Annotated in this window: 15 protein-coding genes and 2 tRNA genes; 8 read left to right on the top strand and 9 right to left on the bottom strand. The window is 68.3% G+C overall.

The genetic code is table 11. The annotated features are described in order from the left end of the window. The first annotated feature begins 5 nt into the window (after positions 1-5). Positions 6-875: a nucleoside phosphorylase gene (locus ACT54R_RS00960; RefSeq protein ID WP_476326326.1), complete on the top strand. Its 870-nt coding sequence runs from the start codon at positions 6-8 to the stop codon at positions 873-875. Between the two features lie 12 nt (positions 876-887). Then, a complete protein-coding gene (mtnK, locus tag ACT54R_RS00965) occupies positions 888-2,150 on the top strand; it encodes an S-methyl-5-thioribose kinase (RefSeq protein ID WP_476322517.1) in 1,263 nt (420 codons plus the stop codon). A 16-nt stretch (positions 2,151-2,166) separates the two neighbouring features. Here the strand turns inward: mtnK and ACT54R_RS00970 are convergent, their stop codons facing one another. After that, entirely contained in the window at positions 2,167-2,637 is a 471-nt protein-coding gene (locus tag ACT54R_RS00970; RefSeq protein WP_476322519.1) for a PRC-barrel domain-containing protein, read from the bottom strand. 140 nt (positions 2,638-2,777) lie between these two features. On the opposite strand from ACT54R_RS00970, the gene ACT54R_RS00975 reads away from it, so the two are divergent. The 3 genes from ACT54R_RS00975 to ACT54R_RS00985 are packed head-to-tail and all read left to right on the top strand — an operon-like array spanning position 2,778 to position 6,258. Next, positions 2,778-3,419 carry a cytochrome b/b6 domain-containing protein gene (locus tag ACT54R_RS00975; protein ID WP_476322522.1) on the top strand — a complete coding sequence of 214 codons (642 nt, stop codon included), beginning with the start codon at positions 2,778-2,780 and terminating at the stop codon, positions 3,417-3,419. A 15-nt stretch (positions 3,420-3,434) separates the two neighbouring features. Next, entirely contained in the window at positions 3,435-4,226 is a 792-nt protein-coding gene (locus ACT54R_RS00980) for a molybdopterin-dependent oxidoreductase (protein ID WP_476322525.1), read from the top strand. Between the two features lie 16 nt (positions 4,227-4,242). Further along, positions 4,243-6,258: a hypothetical protein gene (locus ACT54R_RS00985; RefSeq protein WP_476322528.1), complete on the top strand. Its 2,016-nt coding sequence runs from the start codon at positions 4,243-4,245 to the stop codon at positions 6,256-6,258. A gap of 68 nt (positions 6,259-6,326) precedes the next feature. On the opposite strand, the gene ACT54R_RS00990 is transcribed toward ACT54R_RS00985, so the two are convergent. Continuing rightward, on the bottom strand, positions 6,327-6,596 hold the full coding sequence (locus ACT54R_RS00990) for a hypothetical protein (RefSeq protein ID WP_476322531.1): 270 nt from the start codon (positions 6,594-6,596) through the stop codon (positions 6,327-6,329). A gap of 245 nt (positions 6,597-6,841) precedes the next feature. On the opposite strand from ACT54R_RS00990, the gene ACT54R_RS00995 reads away from it, so the two are divergent. Next, the gene (locus ACT54R_RS00995; RefSeq protein WP_168458135.1) at positions 6,842-7,393 is read left to right on the top strand and encodes a sigma-70 family RNA polymerase sigma factor; all 552 of its coding nucleotides are present in this window, start codon (positions 6,842-6,844) and stop codon (positions 7,391-7,393) included. Then, positions 7,390-8,028, top strand: coding sequence for an NrsF family protein (locus tag ACT54R_RS01000; RefSeq protein WP_476322534.1), 639 nt, complete (start codon positions 7,390-7,392; stop codon positions 8,026-8,028). Before ACT54R_RS00995 ends, ACT54R_RS01000 begins: the two co-directional genes overlap by 4 nt. A gap of 58 nt (positions 8,029-8,086) precedes the next feature. Here ACT54R_RS01000 and ACT54R_RS01005 read toward each other — a convergent pair whose 3' ends face one another. Then, complete coding sequence (locus ACT54R_RS01005) at positions 8,087-9,061, bottom strand: alpha/beta fold hydrolase (RefSeq protein ID WP_476326328.1); 975 nt, start codon at positions 9,059-9,061, stop codon at positions 8,087-8,089. A gap of 120 nt (positions 9,062-9,181) precedes the next feature. Beyond that, positions 9,182-10,084: an alpha/beta fold hydrolase gene (locus ACT54R_RS01010; RefSeq protein ID WP_476322537.1), complete on the bottom strand. Its 903-nt coding sequence runs from the start codon at positions 10,082-10,084 to the stop codon at positions 9,182-9,184. A 182-nt stretch (positions 10,085-10,266) separates the two neighbouring features. Between ACT54R_RS01010 and ACT54R_RS01015 the strand changes: the two genes are divergently transcribed. Beyond that, positions 10,267-10,842, top strand: coding sequence for a CGNR zinc finger domain-containing protein (locus ACT54R_RS01015; RefSeq protein ID WP_476322540.1), 576 nt, complete (start codon positions 10,267-10,269; stop codon positions 10,840-10,842). On the opposite strand, the gene ACT54R_RS01020 is transcribed toward ACT54R_RS01015, so the two are convergent. The 5 genes from ACT54R_RS01020 to ACT54R_RS01040 form a co-directional block, all read right to left on the bottom strand. Then, positions 10,829-12,751, bottom strand: coding sequence for a sensor domain-containing phosphodiesterase (locus ACT54R_RS01020; RefSeq protein ID WP_476322543.1), 1,923 nt, complete (start codon positions 12,749-12,751; stop codon positions 10,829-10,831). The genes ACT54R_RS01015 and ACT54R_RS01020 overlap by 14 nt on opposite strands. A 218-nt stretch (positions 12,752-12,969) precedes the next feature. Next, positions 12,970-13,046: transfer RNA gene (locus tag ACT54R_RS01025), tRNA-Met, on the bottom strand. Between the two features lie 193 nt (positions 13,047-13,239). Beyond that, entirely contained in the window at positions 13,240-13,599 is a 360-nt protein-coding gene (locus tag ACT54R_RS01030) for an AzlD domain-containing protein (protein ID WP_476322546.1), read from the bottom strand. Then, entirely contained in the window at positions 13,596-14,345 is a 750-nt protein-coding gene (locus tag ACT54R_RS01035; RefSeq protein WP_476322549.1) for an AzlC family ABC transporter permease, read from the bottom strand. The genes ACT54R_RS01030 and ACT54R_RS01035 overlap by 4 nt, the downstream gene beginning before the upstream one ends. 160 nt (positions 14,346-14,505) lie before the next feature. Further along, a tRNA-Leu gene (locus ACT54R_RS01040) sits at positions 14,506-14,590 on the bottom strand.

Genomic DNA, 14,590 nt, shown 5'->3' on the forward strand with positions numbered 1-14,590 from the left:
TCGCCATGCTGCTCCAGCCCTTCGACGATGCCGACGATATCACCCGCTTCCGTGCCGCGCCTGTACCCTCAGGATTCCTGCCGCTGATCGAGCGGGCCGACCATCGCGCGCCATCGGTGTTCCGGCCCGAGAACATGATGCGCGAGGCGCGCCGCCAGAAGGGGCTCGACGCCGGCCCGGTGCCGCGCGTGGTGCTGCTCGATCCCGACGGCGACATGGTGGACTATGTGCGCGCGCATTTCGGCGCCGTCCGCTCGCCCTACTGGGCCTGCTACCACACCGATATGTGGACCTGGGAAGCGGAGGGCCTCTCATTCGGCATCGTCGGCTATGCGGTGGGCGCGTCCTTCTCCGTGCTGGTGGCGGAGCAGGCCTTCGTCTGCGGCTGTGAGCTTCTGATCTCGGTAGCCTCGGCCGGGCAGATCGCCGCGCACGCGCCGCCCTCCTACCACATCATCATCGAGCGGGCGCTGCGCGACGAGGGCACCAGCTACCACTATCTGCCGCCCGCCCCTTTCGCCCCGGCAGACCCGGAGGTCATCACCATCGCTCGCGCGGCCTGCAGCGACGATACCGGGCCGGTGCTGACCGGCGCGACCTGGACCACCGACGCCCCCTTCCGCGAAACCGAGGCCGCCATCGCCCGCCGCAAGGCCGAAGGCCTGCTGGCGGTGGAGATGGAGGCGGCCGCGCTCTACGCCTTCGCACACGCGCAAGGAAAGCCGGTGCTGTGCCTCGCCCATGTCACCAACCAGCTCGGCCGGGTGCATGGCGATTTCGAGAAGGGCGACCACAACGGCGCGGCGCGCTCCATCGCCCTCGCCGTTGGCTTCGCCACCGCCTGGATGGCGCACTGCGCCGTTCACCCCCGTTGAGAGGACGGCCCGATGCTCGACCGCACCGCCTATCTCGCCCTCGACGCCGAAAGCCTGCCCCACCGCCTCGGCGAACGGCCGGAGCTTTTCCACCGCCTCGGGCCGGCGGACGCGTGGCAGGTGCGGGAGGTGGGGGATGGCAACCTCAACCTCGTCTTCATCGTCGAGGGGCCGAAGGGCTCGGTGGTGGTGAAGCAGGCGCTGCCCTATGCCCGCGTGGTGGGCGAGAGCTGGCCCATGTCCCTCGACCGCGCCTTCTTCGAGCATGAGGCGCTCTCGCGCCTGGGCGCGCGCGATCCCGGCCGCACGCCCGAACTGATCCTCTTCGATCCCGCCCAGGCGATGCTCGCCATGGAGCACCTCAGCCCGCACAAGGTGGCGCGCCGCGCCTTCATGGCGGGGGAGGAACTGCCGCTGCTCGGCACACATCTCGGGCTCTATCTCGCCCGCACGCTGTTCCGGGGCTCAGATTGGTCCATGCTCACCGTGGCGCGCAAGGCCGACCTCGCCTTGTTCGCGGGCAATGCGGAACTCGCTGGCATCACCGAGGAACTGGTCTTTTCCGACCCGTTCAAGGCGGCCCCCCTCAACCGACACACGCCGGGGCTGGAAGATATCGCCACCGCCTTCCGCACCGACCGCGCGCTGAAGCTCGCGGCGGCGGAGATGAAGGCGCGCTTCTGCACCTGCGCCGAGACCCTGCTGCACGGCGACCTGCACACGGGATCGGTGATGGCGACGCCCACCGATACGCGGGTGATCGACGCCGAGTTCGCCCTCTATGGCCCCATGGGCTTTGATGTGGGCGTGTGCCTCGCCAACCTCTGGATGGCGGCCTTCGCGCAGGAGGGCCACCGTGCCGAGGCGCGGGCGGCGGCGGCCTATTGCGAATTCCTGCTGGCCACCGCCGGCATCCTCTGGCGGACCTTCGAGGCGGAATTCTCCCGCCTCTGGGCCCATGAGCGAACCGGCATCCTCGGCGGCTCCGACCTGTTCGAGGCGCAGGGAGACGAGGCCGGCGCACAGGTGGCGCTGGCTGCCCATCTCACGTCCGTCTGGCAGGATGCCCTGGGCTTCGCTGGCATGGAGATCAGCCGCCGCATTCTGGGCCTTGCCCATATCGCCGAGTTCGAGACCATCGCGGACGTAAGCCTGCGCGCACGGCTGGAACGGCGCGCCCTCGCCTTCGGCCGGCACCTGGCGCTGAACCGGAGGCAGATCCCGTCCATCGAGGCGGCCAATCTCCTCGCGGAAACGCAGAGGGCGCGGCCATGACCGCGCCCTTTCCCCATCAGCGCCGTGTGATGGCGATGCGGATGATGTCATCTGCCGGCACGCTCTGGCCCGCGCCCGGCGTCCAGGAGGCGAGCTTCGGCAGGTCATCGCGCGGGATGTCGAGGAGCGCGATCTGCCGGCCAAGGATCGCCACCGTCTCGAGAGGCACCGGCACCGGGCGACCGCCGCGGCCGAACCAGCCGCCCACCGGCACCACCAGCACGATGCCGCCCTCCGGCGTGCGCGCCACCTCGGTGACGAAGCCCAGCGTGCGGTCGTCGAAATCAAGCAGCGGCAGGCCCACGAGATCGCCCACGCGCACCTTCTGGGGAAAGCGCTCGGCCATCCGTTCGGCGGGGGTCAGGTCGTCCTCCCCCGGCGCGGTCTGGGTGTTGGCGTGGGGTGGGCCGGCCGCGAACGCCGGCGCTCCGGCGGCGGTGACGCCGAGGACAAGAGCGAGGGCAAGAACAGAACGATTGGGGCGCATTCGAAGTCTCCAAGATCGTTTGATTGACTATACACACCTATACTTACGATGAACGGTCAACATTTATTACGCGACACGTAATTAAATTCAATAAATCCGGAGCGAGAGCGATGCACATGAAAAAATATACATCAAGACGCATGCATCCGCTCCCCTTGCGGATCATGCACTGGACCAACGCCATCGCCATGATCGTGATGATCGGCAGCGGCTGGAAAATCTATAACGACGAGGTGATCTTCGGCTTCCTGCACTTCCCGCAGGCCATCGTGCTCGGCGTATGGGCGCAGCATGGGCTGCAATGGCACTTCTTCGGCATGTGGGTGCTGGTGCTGAACGGCCTTGCCTATCTCGCCTACGGCATCGCCACCGGCCGCTTCGCACGCCTGCTCTTCCCCATCCGCCCGAGCGAGGTGATTTCCGAGGCGCTCGCCGCTTTGACCTTCCGGCTGAAGCACCAGGATCTCACCCACTACAATGCGGTGCAGAAGCTGCTCTATGTGGGCGTCATCACCCTCATCGTGGTGCAGGTGGCCTCTGGTCTCGCCATCTGGAAGCCGGTCCAATTCTCAGGGCTGATCTCGCTGTTCGGCGGGTTCCAGTCGGCCCGCCTGATCCACTTCCTCGGCATGGCGGCCATCGTGCTGTTCATGGTGGTCCACGTCGCCCTCGCGCTGCTGGTGCCGAAGACACTCGTCGCCATGTTCACGGGCGGCCCGCGCCTGCCCGATCCCGACACTATCCCCGCCGATGGCGCGCCCGCGCCCGATCCTTCGCGCTGACCTGAGGCCACGCCAATGTCCCTCCGCTCCTTCTTCCGGCCAAACCGGGCCTCCATTGCGCGGCCCGACCAGAGCCTCCTCGTGGAGAACCATGTCCTCCTCGAGCGCATCGACCGCCGCAAGCTGCTGCGCGGCTCGCTGAGCCTTGGCGCGCTGTCGCTGCTGGCCGGCTGCGACATCTCCAATCGCGAAGAGGTGCAGGGCGTCCTGCGGACCGTTTCCGATTTCAACGACGGCGTACAGGCCGCCCTGTTCGACCCGAAGCGGCTCGCCCCCACCTATTCCCGCGACCTCGTGGTGAAGCCGCCGCGCTTCAACGCCTATTACGAGATCGACGAGGTGAAGCCGGTGGACCTCTCCACCTGGCAGCTGGAACTCTCCGGCCTCATCAAGGACAAGCGCCCCTGGACGCTGGACCGCATCAATGCGCTGCCGCAACAAGAAGTCATCATCCGCCACATCTGCGTGGAGGGGTGGGATTATATCGGCCAGTGGTCCGGGCCGAACCTGAGGGACTTCCTCACCCGCGTTGGCGCGGACCTTTCAGCCAAGTACATCGCCTTCTACGGCAATGACGACTACATGGAGAGCATCGACATGGCCTCGGCGCTCCATCCGCAGACCATTCTCGCCACGCACTATGCGGGCGAGCCCATCACCGACCCGTTCGGCGCGCCCATGCGGCTGCGCACGGCGGTGAAGCTCGGGTTCAAGAACCCCAAATGGATCCGCGCCATCGAGGTGACCAACACCTACCCCCTCGGCTTCTGGGAAAAGCAGGGCTTCAACTGGTTCGCGGGCCTGTGACGGCCGGCGCCACCCCGTGATGGTGCCTCTCACGAGCCTCCTCCTGTGCCTCCCGCTCGCGCTCCTGCTGTGGGGGGCGCCGGGCTGGCTGCTGGCGCGCGGGCTGGGTTACGGCCGGACAGCCGCGCTCGCATTGGCTCCGGCGCTCGGATGGGCGACCCAGACGCCGGTCGCCCTCGCCGCGGCACACCTGTTCGACCTGGCGCCGGTCGTCATCATCGGATCGGCGGCGGCGGTGGGCCTGTGCGCGCTCGCCCTTCCCCGCGCACCGGCCGGAGGGCGCTTTCCGCTGGTCGCGCTGGTGTTCGCCGGCCTCCTCGCGCTCGTGCCGATGCTGGGCGTGCTGCCGAAGGTGATGCCGGACGGCGCCATCGCCCTCGCCTCGCCCATCTACGACCACGCCAAGATCATCCTCATCGACGAAATCGCGCAGAACGGATCCATCCCGCCCGCCAACCCGGTGTTCGGGGCGGACGGCGCGGCGGGGACGGTGGCCTATTATTATCTCTGGCACTTCGGCGCGGCGGAACTCGCCGTCCTGTCCGGCGCGCACGGCTGGGCCGCGGACGCGGTGGCCACCTGGTTCACGGGCTTCGCGGCGCTAGCTCTCGTGGCGGGGCTCGCCTTCCGCCTGCGCCCCGGCATGTCCGCCCCACTCCTCGCGCTCCTCGCCGCGTCGGCGGGGTCCCTCCGGCCGGTGGCGGCGGCGCTGTTCGGCGGCGCGCGGGTGGATCTCGCGCTCGAACCCGCCTCGGGCCTCGCCGGCCTCCTCTATCAGACGAGCTGGAGCCCGCATCATGTCGCCTCGGCCACCGCCTGCGTGATCGCCGTGCTGCTGATGGCACGGTTGCGCGCGGCCTCCGATGCCAGGCACGGGGCGGTGCTGGCGGGATTGATCGGGCTGGCGGCAGCTGCGGCCTTCAGCAGTTCGCTATGGGTGGGTGGCGTCACCTTCGCGCTGGCAGGAACGGCGGCGGCGCTTGTGGTGGTGTTCTTGCCTCCGGCCAAGGGACGCCTGCGCGTCGTCTTGGCGCTCGCGGGCGCGGCGCTGGTAGCACTCGCACTCACCGCGCCCTTGTTGATGGCGCAGATTCAGGCCGCGGCGGCGCGGGGCGGCGGCACGCCCATCCAACTCGCCCCGATGCCCGTGCTCGGCTCCGCCTGGACGGACGCGGCACGGGCGGTGCTCGATCCTCTCGCCTACTGGCTAGTGCTGCTGCCGGTGGAGTTTCCGGCCATCCTGTTTGTCGGGGGGGCGGGTCTGGCGCTGGGGCTTGCTAGGCGTCTGGGCGGAAGGCCGGCCCGGCGGCTCACGCCTCCTCTGGCGGCGCTGGCGGTTGTCGCACTGCTGGTGAGCGCCACCCTGCAGAGCACGGCGGGCGAAAACAACGATCTCGGCTGGCGCGCCGTGCTGCCCGCGGTCCTGGTGCTCGCGGCCTTTACGGGCGTCGCGCTCTCGGCGGCGCTGTCGATGGCGGCACAGACGATGCGGTCTCGGCGCGCGCGCCCCCTTCTCGCCGCCGGCCTCGCCCTCATCGCCCTCGGACTGCCCGACACCTTCGCCCTCGCCCAGCGCAACATCACGGGCGAACCGAGCGCGGAGGGCCGCGTCTTCGCCGGCGACCCGGCCCTGTGGCGGGCGGTGCGGCGGGAGGTGGGCCCGAAGGTGCGGATCGCCAGCAACCCGGGGCGGCTGGAGAAGCTGACGCCCTGGCCCATCAACCTGTCATGGGCGCTCCTGTCACGCCGCCGCTCCTGCTTCGGCGGACGGGAGATGGCGCTCGCCTTCGCGCCTCTCTCCGCGTCGGAGCGTGTGGAGGCGGCGGGGCTCTTCGACCGGGTGTTCTCCGGAACCGGAACGGCGGAGGACGTGGCGACCTTGCGCAGGGCCTTCGGCTGCGGCGCCATCGTCGTCACGGCGCAGGACGGCGCCTGGTCCGCCGATCCCTTCGCGTCCAGTCCGCTTTATCGGCTGACACAGGAGGAAGACGGGCGCTGGCGCATCTATGTGGCGCGCGAGGCCGCACGCTGATCTCGCTCTTGAACGCGAAAAGCCGGCCGCGATGGGCGAACCACCGCGGCCGGCTTTTTCAGGCCTGATCAGTTGCTGCCGAGGCCGCGATCACCGAGCTTGAACAGCGCGCGGTCGGCGTCGGAAAGCGTGTGCTCGGCGCTCTGCGCGCCGGCAAAACCGCGGTGGCCGCCGGAGATGGCGCCATAACCGAGCGGGGCCTGATCGGCGGGGCCGATGCCGGCGGCGACGCGCAGGCTCTCGCGGTTCACGGCGGTCTCGGTCTCGTCCGCGAAAGCGGCGGTGCCGAAGGCCAGCGCGGATGCGAGGACGACGAAGGGCAGGATCGACTTACGCATGTATCTTCTCCAGTATCGAAGCGATGATGCTGGATATTCCGCAAGTCTATGCACCCTGGTTACAGGGAGCGAGAAAGACATGTTCAACAGATTTTGAGGCCGCGCATTTCCCCTTAGTCCCGTCCGTAAACGCTCGCGCATCAATGTCTCTCCGCTGCGCCTCCGACGCCTCGCGTCCTCGTGATCGCGCGGGGCGTAACCTGTGAACACCGGCCCGCGAAGACGTGCTCATGAGGGGGAATTTCATGAGCCGAGAACCCGACCTGGAAGCGCTGATGCGCGCGAGCCAGTCCGGCGATACGCAAGCGCACCGTGTGCTTCTGCAGCATGTGTCCGTGCGCCTGCGCAGCTATTTCCGCAACCGCCTGCGCCGCAGCGGCGCCGGACCGGACGATGCGGAGGATCTGGTGCAGGACACGCTTTTGGTGATCCATACCAAGCGCCACACCTATGACGGCTCCTCGCCCGTCCTCGCCTGGATCTACGGCATTGCCCGCTACAAGCTCATCGACCATCTGCGCCTCAATGCGCGGGCGCTGCGCAATGTTCAGATCGATGAGATGGACGATCTCGCCGACGTCGACAGATACGAGGCGGTGGATACATCGCGGGAACTGCACCGGGCGCTGGAGACGCTGCCCCGGCATTTTCGCCTCCCCATCGAATACGTGAAGATCGAAGGCCTCAGCATCGCCGAAGCCGCAGCCCGCATCGGCATGAGCGATGCCGCGGTGAAAATCGGAATCCATCGCGGCATGAAGAAGCTTGCTGCCCTTTTGTCGGAGGCACGCCCATGAACACCGACGACCTTATCGATTTCCTCGCCACCCGCGTCGAGGCCGTGGACCCCGCCCGGCAGGACCGGCTGCTAACGCTCGCCATGGCCGGCTCGCTTTGCCTCGCTGCGGTCGCCTGCATCTTCGCGCTGGGGGTGCGGCCGGACCTGCTGAAGGCCATCGGCACGTTCGGCTTCGTGGTGAAGGTCGGCTTCCTCTCGGCGGTGGTGGTCATCGCGGCCCACGGTCTGCGCCGCGCGGCCCGTGCGGGCCGCGCGAACGGACGGCTGCTGCGCCTTGTGCTCCTGCCTCTGGCGCTGGTGTGGTTCGCGGCGGTGATCCAGATCGTCGCCCTGCCGGCGTCGAGCAGCCTCGGAGGCATGTTCAAGGACTGGCTGGTCTGCGTGGTCGCCATCCCGCTCCTGTCGGTCATTCCGCTCGTGGTGCTGACCCTGGTGCTGCGCGAGACGGCGCCGACCGATCTGCATTATTGCGGCGCGCTGCTTGGTCTCGTGGCCGGCGGCATCGGCGCCCTCGCCTATGCGTCTTTCTGCGTGAACGACGCGCCGGCCTATGTGGGCGTCTGGTATGCGGCCGCACTCGCCATCGTCGCCGGCTTCGGCTGGCTGACGGGACCGCGTTTCCTCAAGTGGTGAGCCCAGCCCGGTCCACCGTCCGCCCGGGAAGCGCGGACGGCGGCCGGTCATTCTCTTCTCAACGCGCCGCGGGCTTTCCGGGCGCGTTGGCCGGGAGCGAGCGTCCGAGGAAGTCACGCATCAGGACGGCGATCTCGGCGCCCTTGTCCTCCAGGGCGAAGTGGCCGCTGTTCAGGAGGTGAAGCTCCGCCTTTGGCAGATCCCTCAGATAGGCCCGTGCGCCGGCCGCCGGGAAGATCTCGTCATTGGCTCCCCATACGATCAGCGTCGGGGGCTTCCGCTCACGGAAGAAGGCGTGGAACTGCGGATAGAGAGCGATGTTGCTCGCATAGTCCTTGAACAGATCGAGCATGATTTCGTCCACGCCGGGCCGATCGAGCAGGGCCTGGGCCACCAGCCAGGTGTCGGGATCGACACGCGAGACATCGGCAACGCCGTTCACATATTGCGAGCGGGTCGCCTCGCGGGTGAGGCCCGCGCGGAGCACCTCGCGGTTGGCCTGTGATGCGTCCGCCCAATAGGCCTTGAGCGGCGACCAGAACGGGCTCAGGCCCTCCTCATAGGCATTGCCGTTCTGCACCACCAGCGCGGTCAACCGCTCGGGATGCTTGAGCGCCAGCCGGTACCCCACCGGCGCGCCGTAATCCATCACGTAGAGCGCGTAACGTTCCGCACCGAGGGTGCCCATGAGGCCGTCGACCAGATCGGCGAAGGCGGCGAAGCCATATGTGAACTGGGCCCGATCCGGCACGCCGCTGTGGCCGAAGCCTGGATAGTCCGGCGCGATCACCCGGTAGCGGTCGGCGAGCAGTGGGATGAGGTTTCGGAACATGTGCGAGGAGGACGGAAAGCCGTGCAGCAGCAGAAGCACCGGCGCATCCACCGGGCCCGCCTCGCGATAGAAGACCTCGACACCGCCGATGCTCTTCGAGCGGTAGTGCACCGTGGGCGAGAGCGTGGCCGGAGCCGCGGCTGCGGACGGCGGGGCGGCGGATGTGGGTGTCGGCAGCGACAGAGCGACGAGCACGGCCATCGCGGCAAGTGAGATCCGGCCGGAGATGGAGGACGGGGACAGGGTCAGGGGCACGGGGCTGGCTCCATTGAAGGGAAGGCCGCGCCGGATTCTCCGGCGCGGCGAGGACCGGGACGGGCGTCAGGCGACGCGGGCAAGGAAGCCGCGAATGGCGCCGGCGATCTCGGGCAGGTGGGTTTCCAGCGCGAAATGGCCGGCGTCGTAGGCGTGCACTTCAGTGGTGGGCACCAGCGCCTTGAACAAGTCGCGCCCCTCGGCGGTGAAGAAGGGATCGTTGTCGCCCCACACCACCAGGATGTTGGGCTGGCGGTCCTTCAGGTAGGACTGGAAGGCGGGATAGGCGCCCACATTGTCCTGATAGCGATAGAGCAGCTCCAGCTGGATGCGGTCATTGCCGGGGCGGTCGAGCAGCGCCTGATCGTGGGTCCAGGTGTCGGGCGAGAGGCGGTCGGCGCGGCTGGACGAGCCGTGCTCATACTGGAAGCGGGTGGTCTCGGCGGCGAGGAAGCCGCGGACCGGCTTTTCCGTTTCCGCGTTGCGGTCGGTCCAGTAGGGGCCGAAAGCGGCGGCCGCATTGGCGTGAAAGCCTTCGAGGTTCGCCACCGCATTCTGCACGACGAGCCCAGTCACCCGCTCGGGATGCCGGACCGCGAGCCGGAAGCCCACCGGACCGCCGTAATCCTGCATGTAGAGGGCATAGCGGCGGATGCCGAGCCCTTCGAGCAGCGCCTCCACCACGTCCGCGAGTTTGTCGAAGCTGTAGGCGAAAGCCTCCGGCGCCGGCGCGCTGGACTGGCCGAAGCCCGGATAGTCGGGCGCGATCACCCGGTAGCGGTCGGCGAGGGCCGGAATGAGGTTGCGGAACATGTGCGAGGAGGAGGGAAAGCCGTGCAGCAGCACGACCACCGGCGCATCAGCCGGGCCGGCCTCCCGGTAGAAGATGTCCAGCCCCTGGATGGCGGCACGGTGATAGGCGACCTCGGTTCCGGCGCCGGAGCGCGCGGCGGTGTTGACGGCGTGCATGGGATGTCTCCACGTAACTAGCTTAATGCCAATTATGGGGTTACACGCCTGAACAAACCTGTCAACGCTATTTTTAGTGGTTACGGAGACGATGCCCGCTTGTGCCCGACCGGTAATGGCCTATCTTTCCGGTTACACCTCCATTCCAAGCGGCCCAGAACGGGCAGAGACGAGAGGATCGCGTGACGACACCGCAAGAGAGCGATTTCCGCGACGGGATGCCCTTCCTGGGCAGCCGCCTGTGGATCGATCTCGTCAATTCCGCCCCGGTCGCGCTGGGGGATTTTCTGGGCACCGACGAGGGCTGGCAGCGCTGGCTGAAAGCGGCCGGCCTCGAAGCGGCCAGCGCCGAGGCGTTGCGTCGGGAGGCGCTCGCCCTGCGCGAGACGCTCGCCCGCCTGTTCGAATGCCTGAGCACCGGCGCGAAGCCGAAGCCGGCGGATGTTGAGGCCATCAATGCCCTGCTGGCGGCGGGTGTGCCCCAGCCGCACCTTGTCTGGCGGGGTGATGCGCTGGAGGTGGAGCATCGCCGGCCCGAAGGCGCCGGGCCGCTGGCCGCCATCGCTGCCGATTTCGCCGATTTCGCCGCCCATTATGAGCCTGCGCGGCTCAGGCACTGTGCCAATCCCGAGTGCAGCCTCGTCTTCTACGACACCGCCCGCAACGGCACCCGCCGCTGGTGCTCCATGGCCGCCTGCGGCAACCGCAGCAAGGTGCGGAGCCACCGCCTGCGGGCTTCGGCGGTCACCGAGGGCTAGGGCGCCGATAGCTGCGTCGCTTCGCAAGCGCCCCTGCCGGCGGTTGGCAGTCCGCATCGACCGGCGGCACGAAGAAGGTTGCGCGGCCCAGACGGGCCTCGAACTCCAGCGCCGGGACGGGCCGGCCGAAGAGATAGCCCTGTCCCTCGGGACACCCGCGCTCGGTGAGGTAGGCGCGCTCGGCCTCGGTCTCGATGCCCTCGGCGATGACATCCATGTCCAGCGTCCGCCCCATCTCCAGGATGGCGGAAATTACCGCCGCCTCGCGCGGCGAGCGCAGCATGGCCTGAACGAAGCTGCGATCGATCTTGATGCAGTTCACCGGGCACCGCGTCAGCATGCTGAGCGAGGCATAGCCGGTACCGAAATCGTCGAAGGCGATGCGCACGCCCATCTGCCGCAGCCGCGTCAGCATATCCATGGCGGTGGAATGGTCCGACAGGACGATGTTCTCAGTGATCTCGAGCTCCAGCGCCTCCGGCGGCAGGCCGTGCCGGGCCAGGGCCTCCGCCACCTCGCGGGGCAGATCGCCGGTGCGGAACTGCGACGCGAAGAGATTGACGGCGATGCGGAAATCCGCGGCCCCCTGCCGCCGCCAGCGGGCCGCCTGTGCGCACCCTTCCTCGATCACCCAATGCCCGACCTGTGGCGCCAGCGCGCCCGCTTCCAGCGTCGGCAGGAAGACCGCGGGCGACAGCAGGCCGCGGCTGGGATGCAGCCAGCGGATGAGCGCTTCCGCGCCGACCAGCGCGCCGTCGGACAACCGCACCTGCGGCTGGTAGAAGAGCACGAACTCCCCGTTGGCCACCGCCCGGTGGAGATCGATGCTGGAGAGGCGGCGGTCGAGCGCATCGGTGCGCAGCGCCGGCGAATAAACCGCGATGCTCGCGCTCCCTTTCGCCTTGCCGGCATGGAGCGCGAGGTCGGCGTCGCCGATGAGTTCCACCGGCTCCAGGGCATCCCGTGGCGAAAGCGCGATGCCGCAGCTGGCAGAGATCTGCATCTCCTCGTGCCCGGTGGGCGCGAGCTCGGAGATCCTTCCGAGGAGCCTGCGCGCAAAGGGCTCCGCCGCCTCCTCCGTCAGACCGCCAACCAGAACGGCGAACTCGTCGCCGCCCATGCGGGCGACGGCGGCCCTCGCCGGCACCTCGGTGGACAGCACCTGACCGATCGCTCTCAACACGTCATCGCCCGAGGTGGGGCCGAGGATGTTGTTGATGTCCTTGAAGCCGTCCACATCGATCATCAGCAGCCCGCACGGCCGGCCGGTGAGAAGCGCCGCCTCCACCGCTCTATAGAAGTGGCGGCGGTTGGGCAGGCTCGTCAGGGCATCGATTTGGGCGAGATGTGCCAGCTGTTCCGGCGCCACCACCGGGCTCGCTGTCGCCATCCCGCCCACCGAGGCGGCGATGGCCATTCGGCGAATCTCCAGCCGGTCCATCACCATGTGCGCGAGATCGCTCAGGCGGATGCGATCCTCGTCGGTAAAGCCGTCATAGGGCACCGTATCGAGGATGCAGAGCACGCCGATGGCATGCCCGTCCGACGAGAGCAGGGGGAATCCGGCATAGAAGCGGATGTTGGTGGCCCCGGAAACAAGGGGATTGTCGTGGAAGCGCTCGTCGTGCGTGGCATCCGGCACCACCATGGTGGCGCCCTGAAGGATGGTGTGGGCACAGAAGGAGACTTCCCGCCGCTTGTCCACGTCGTCGCCGAAGCCCGCGCTTGCGGCGAAAAAGACGCTGTCGGCGCCGATCATGTTCACGGCGGCCATCGGCACATTGAAGATGCGCAGCGCCATCTCCACCAACGGCGTGAGCCCCGCGACCGTTCCCTGCCCGGCAAGGCCGTAGCTATCGAGCGCCGCGAGCCTGTCCTTCTCGTGGGGAGGTATTGGAGGACATTTCATCCCTTTTCCCCTTTTCGCCAGCAGGTTAAGCCGCACGAAACCGGGTCGTTATTTCGCTTTAAAGTAGCACCAGGCGACCGGGAACGCGAGGAGAGCGTGCGCTGAGCCGTCTCGGGATTGATACGTAAGCTTGGGCTTACCCGGGTCCCGCCGCGCCGGGCGGAAACGCAAAAGGGCCGCCTTGCGGCGACCCTTTGAGACCTTGAGATCAAGGATTTTGGTTGCGGGGGCAGGATTTGAACCTGCGACCTTCAGGTTATGAGCCTGACGAGCTACCGGGCTGCTCCACCCCGCGTCAGAACCGAGACTTTGCCGGCGAACCGGTGTTCGGCGAGGCGTATGTAGCAATCCCCGCCCCCGATGGAAAGGGCACGCGCCATAATTTATGGCCCGACACGCCTGCCCTGTGGATGACGCATGACGACGGAGGCCGGCCTGCCACCCGCAACGCCTTCCCCCGCAACGGCTGGCGAAGGTACGGCGCAGCCTCAGCCATGAAGGAGATAGGCGCCGCCCATGAGCACGATCTCGCCCACCACCACGCCGACGAACACGGAGCGGCGCACAACGAGGAAGCCCGCGACCCCCGCCACGACCGCGCCGAGGCGCAGCGCCAGCGGCACCTCGGCGAGGGCGCCGGCCGGCGCGAACAAGAGGCGCGCGATCACGGCCGCGAGCAGTGCGGTGGCGACCGCCTTCACCCAGTGAAAGACGGCGCTGCCCTCCTCCACCCGGCGGCCAGCAATGACGGCGAGGGTGCGCCAGACCTCCGTCGGCAGGAAGCCGATGAGGACGACCAGCAGCAGAGCGGCGCCCTCACTCATAGGGGCGATCGTGGGAGCAATCATGGGGTGGCCCCTCGCCGCCGCTCGAGCAGCCGGCCGGCAATGTAGGCGAGAGTGCCGCCGCCGATGCCGGAGATCATCAGGTCGAGGCCGCCCTCAAGGTTCAGCGTCAGCGGCATCAGGACGAGACCGGCGGCGAGCGCCAGCCAGTCGGTGACGGATACGGAATTGCGCACCATCAGCACCGTGAAGGACAGGGGCGTCAGCAGCAGCAGCCCGGCCGCGACCCAGCCCGGCACCTCGCCCGCCACCGTATAGCCCGCCACCGTGCCGAGGCAGCTCACGCCGATCAGCGACAGGCCGAGGCCGAGGGTGAAGGGCACCCGCGCCTCGCCCGGCAGGTGCGGGAGCATCCGGAGCCCTTCGAGCCAGACCGTCATCGCGACGAAATGCGCGCAGACCAGCTCCCAGAACAGGCTGCGGCGCGGGCCGCGCATATAGGGTGCCACCGATACCACCATGGGCAGGAGGCGTATGGACGAAAGACCGACGGCGAGCGCGATCGCCGGCAGCGCCGTGCCTGCCGCAAGGCCGCCGATGAGGATCAACTGCGCCGGCAGCGCCCACACCAGAAAGGTCGAGGCGACGCCGGCCCCGAGGGGAAAGCCCACCCCCTGCAGCACCGCGCCGAATCCGAGATAGCTCGCGAACAGCACCAGCGCAGGCACCGAAACGGACCGGCGCATCCCCTGGAGGAAATAGACCGGCGGCGCATGATGCGCGTGGTGGAGGGACGGCGGGACGTTCACGCGGCGTGGGTCCGGGGCGAGGGGCAGAGGAGATGCTGGTCGCCAGAAGCCGGCGAATGCCTCCCAATAGCACTTCCGCCCATCGCCGGGGAGTGAGGCCGCCGCAGGGCGCCGACGCCGGTCATGCGGGAATGGAACGTCTGGCGCGGGAGTCAGTGGGTGGTGCGGACGGCGGGACTCGAACCCGCACGCCTTGCGGCGCAAGATTTTAAGTCTCGTGCGTCTACCGGTTTCGCCACGTCCGC

The sequence above is a fragment of the Xanthobacter sp. DMC47 genome, from assembly GCF_056313845.1.

What these genes read in the sequence shown, in the direction of transcription:
- ACT54R_RS00960 (WP_476326326.1), top strand. Translation starts at nt 6, where the DNA reads ATGCTGCTCCAGCCCTTCGACGATGCCGACGATATCACCCGCTTCCGT.
- ACT54R_RS00990 (WP_476322531.1), bottom strand. Translation starts at nt 6,596, where the DNA reads ATGCGTAAGTCGATCCTGCCCTTCGTCGTCCTCGCATCCGCGCTGGCC.
- ACT54R_RS01030 (WP_476322546.1), bottom strand. Translation starts at nt 13,599, where the DNA reads ATGATTGCTCCCACGATCGCCCCTATGAGTGAGGGCGCCGCTCTGCTG.
- ACT54R_RS01000 (WP_476322534.1), top strand. Translation starts at nt 7,390, where the DNA reads ATGAACACCGACGACCTTATCGATTTCCTCGCCACCCGCGTCGAGGCC.
- ACT54R_RS00980 (WP_476322525.1), top strand. Translation starts at nt 3,435, where the DNA reads ATGTCCCTCCGCTCCTTCTTCCGGCCAAACCGGGCCTCCATTGCGCGG.
- mtnK (WP_476322517.1), top strand. Translation starts at nt 888, where the DNA reads ATGCTCGACCGCACCGCCTATCTCGCCCTCGACGCCGAAAGCCTGCCC.
- ACT54R_RS01010 (WP_476322537.1), bottom strand. Translation starts at nt 10,084, where the DNA reads ATGCACGCCGTCAACACCGCCGCGCGCTCCGGCGCCGGAACCGAGGTC.
- ACT54R_RS00970 (WP_476322519.1), bottom strand. Translation starts at nt 2,637, where the DNA reads ATGCGCCCCAATCGTTCTGTTCTTGCCCTCGCTCTTGTCCTCGGCGTC.
- ACT54R_RS00975 (WP_476322522.1), top strand. Translation starts at nt 2,778, where the DNA reads ATGCATCCGCTCCCCTTGCGGATCATGCACTGGACCAACGCCATCGCC.
- ACT54R_RS00995 (WP_168458135.1), top strand. Translation starts at nt 6,842, where the DNA reads ATGAGCCGAGAACCCGACCTGGAAGCGCTGATGCGCGCGAGCCAGTCC.
- ACT54R_RS01020 (WP_476322543.1), bottom strand. Translation starts at nt 12,751, where the DNA reads ATGAAATGTCCTCCAATACCTCCCCACGAGAAGGACAGGCTCGCGGCG.
- ACT54R_RS01005 (WP_476326328.1), bottom strand. Translation starts at nt 9,061, where the DNA reads ATGGCCGTGCTCGTCGCTCTGTCGCTGCCGACACCCACATCCGCCGCC.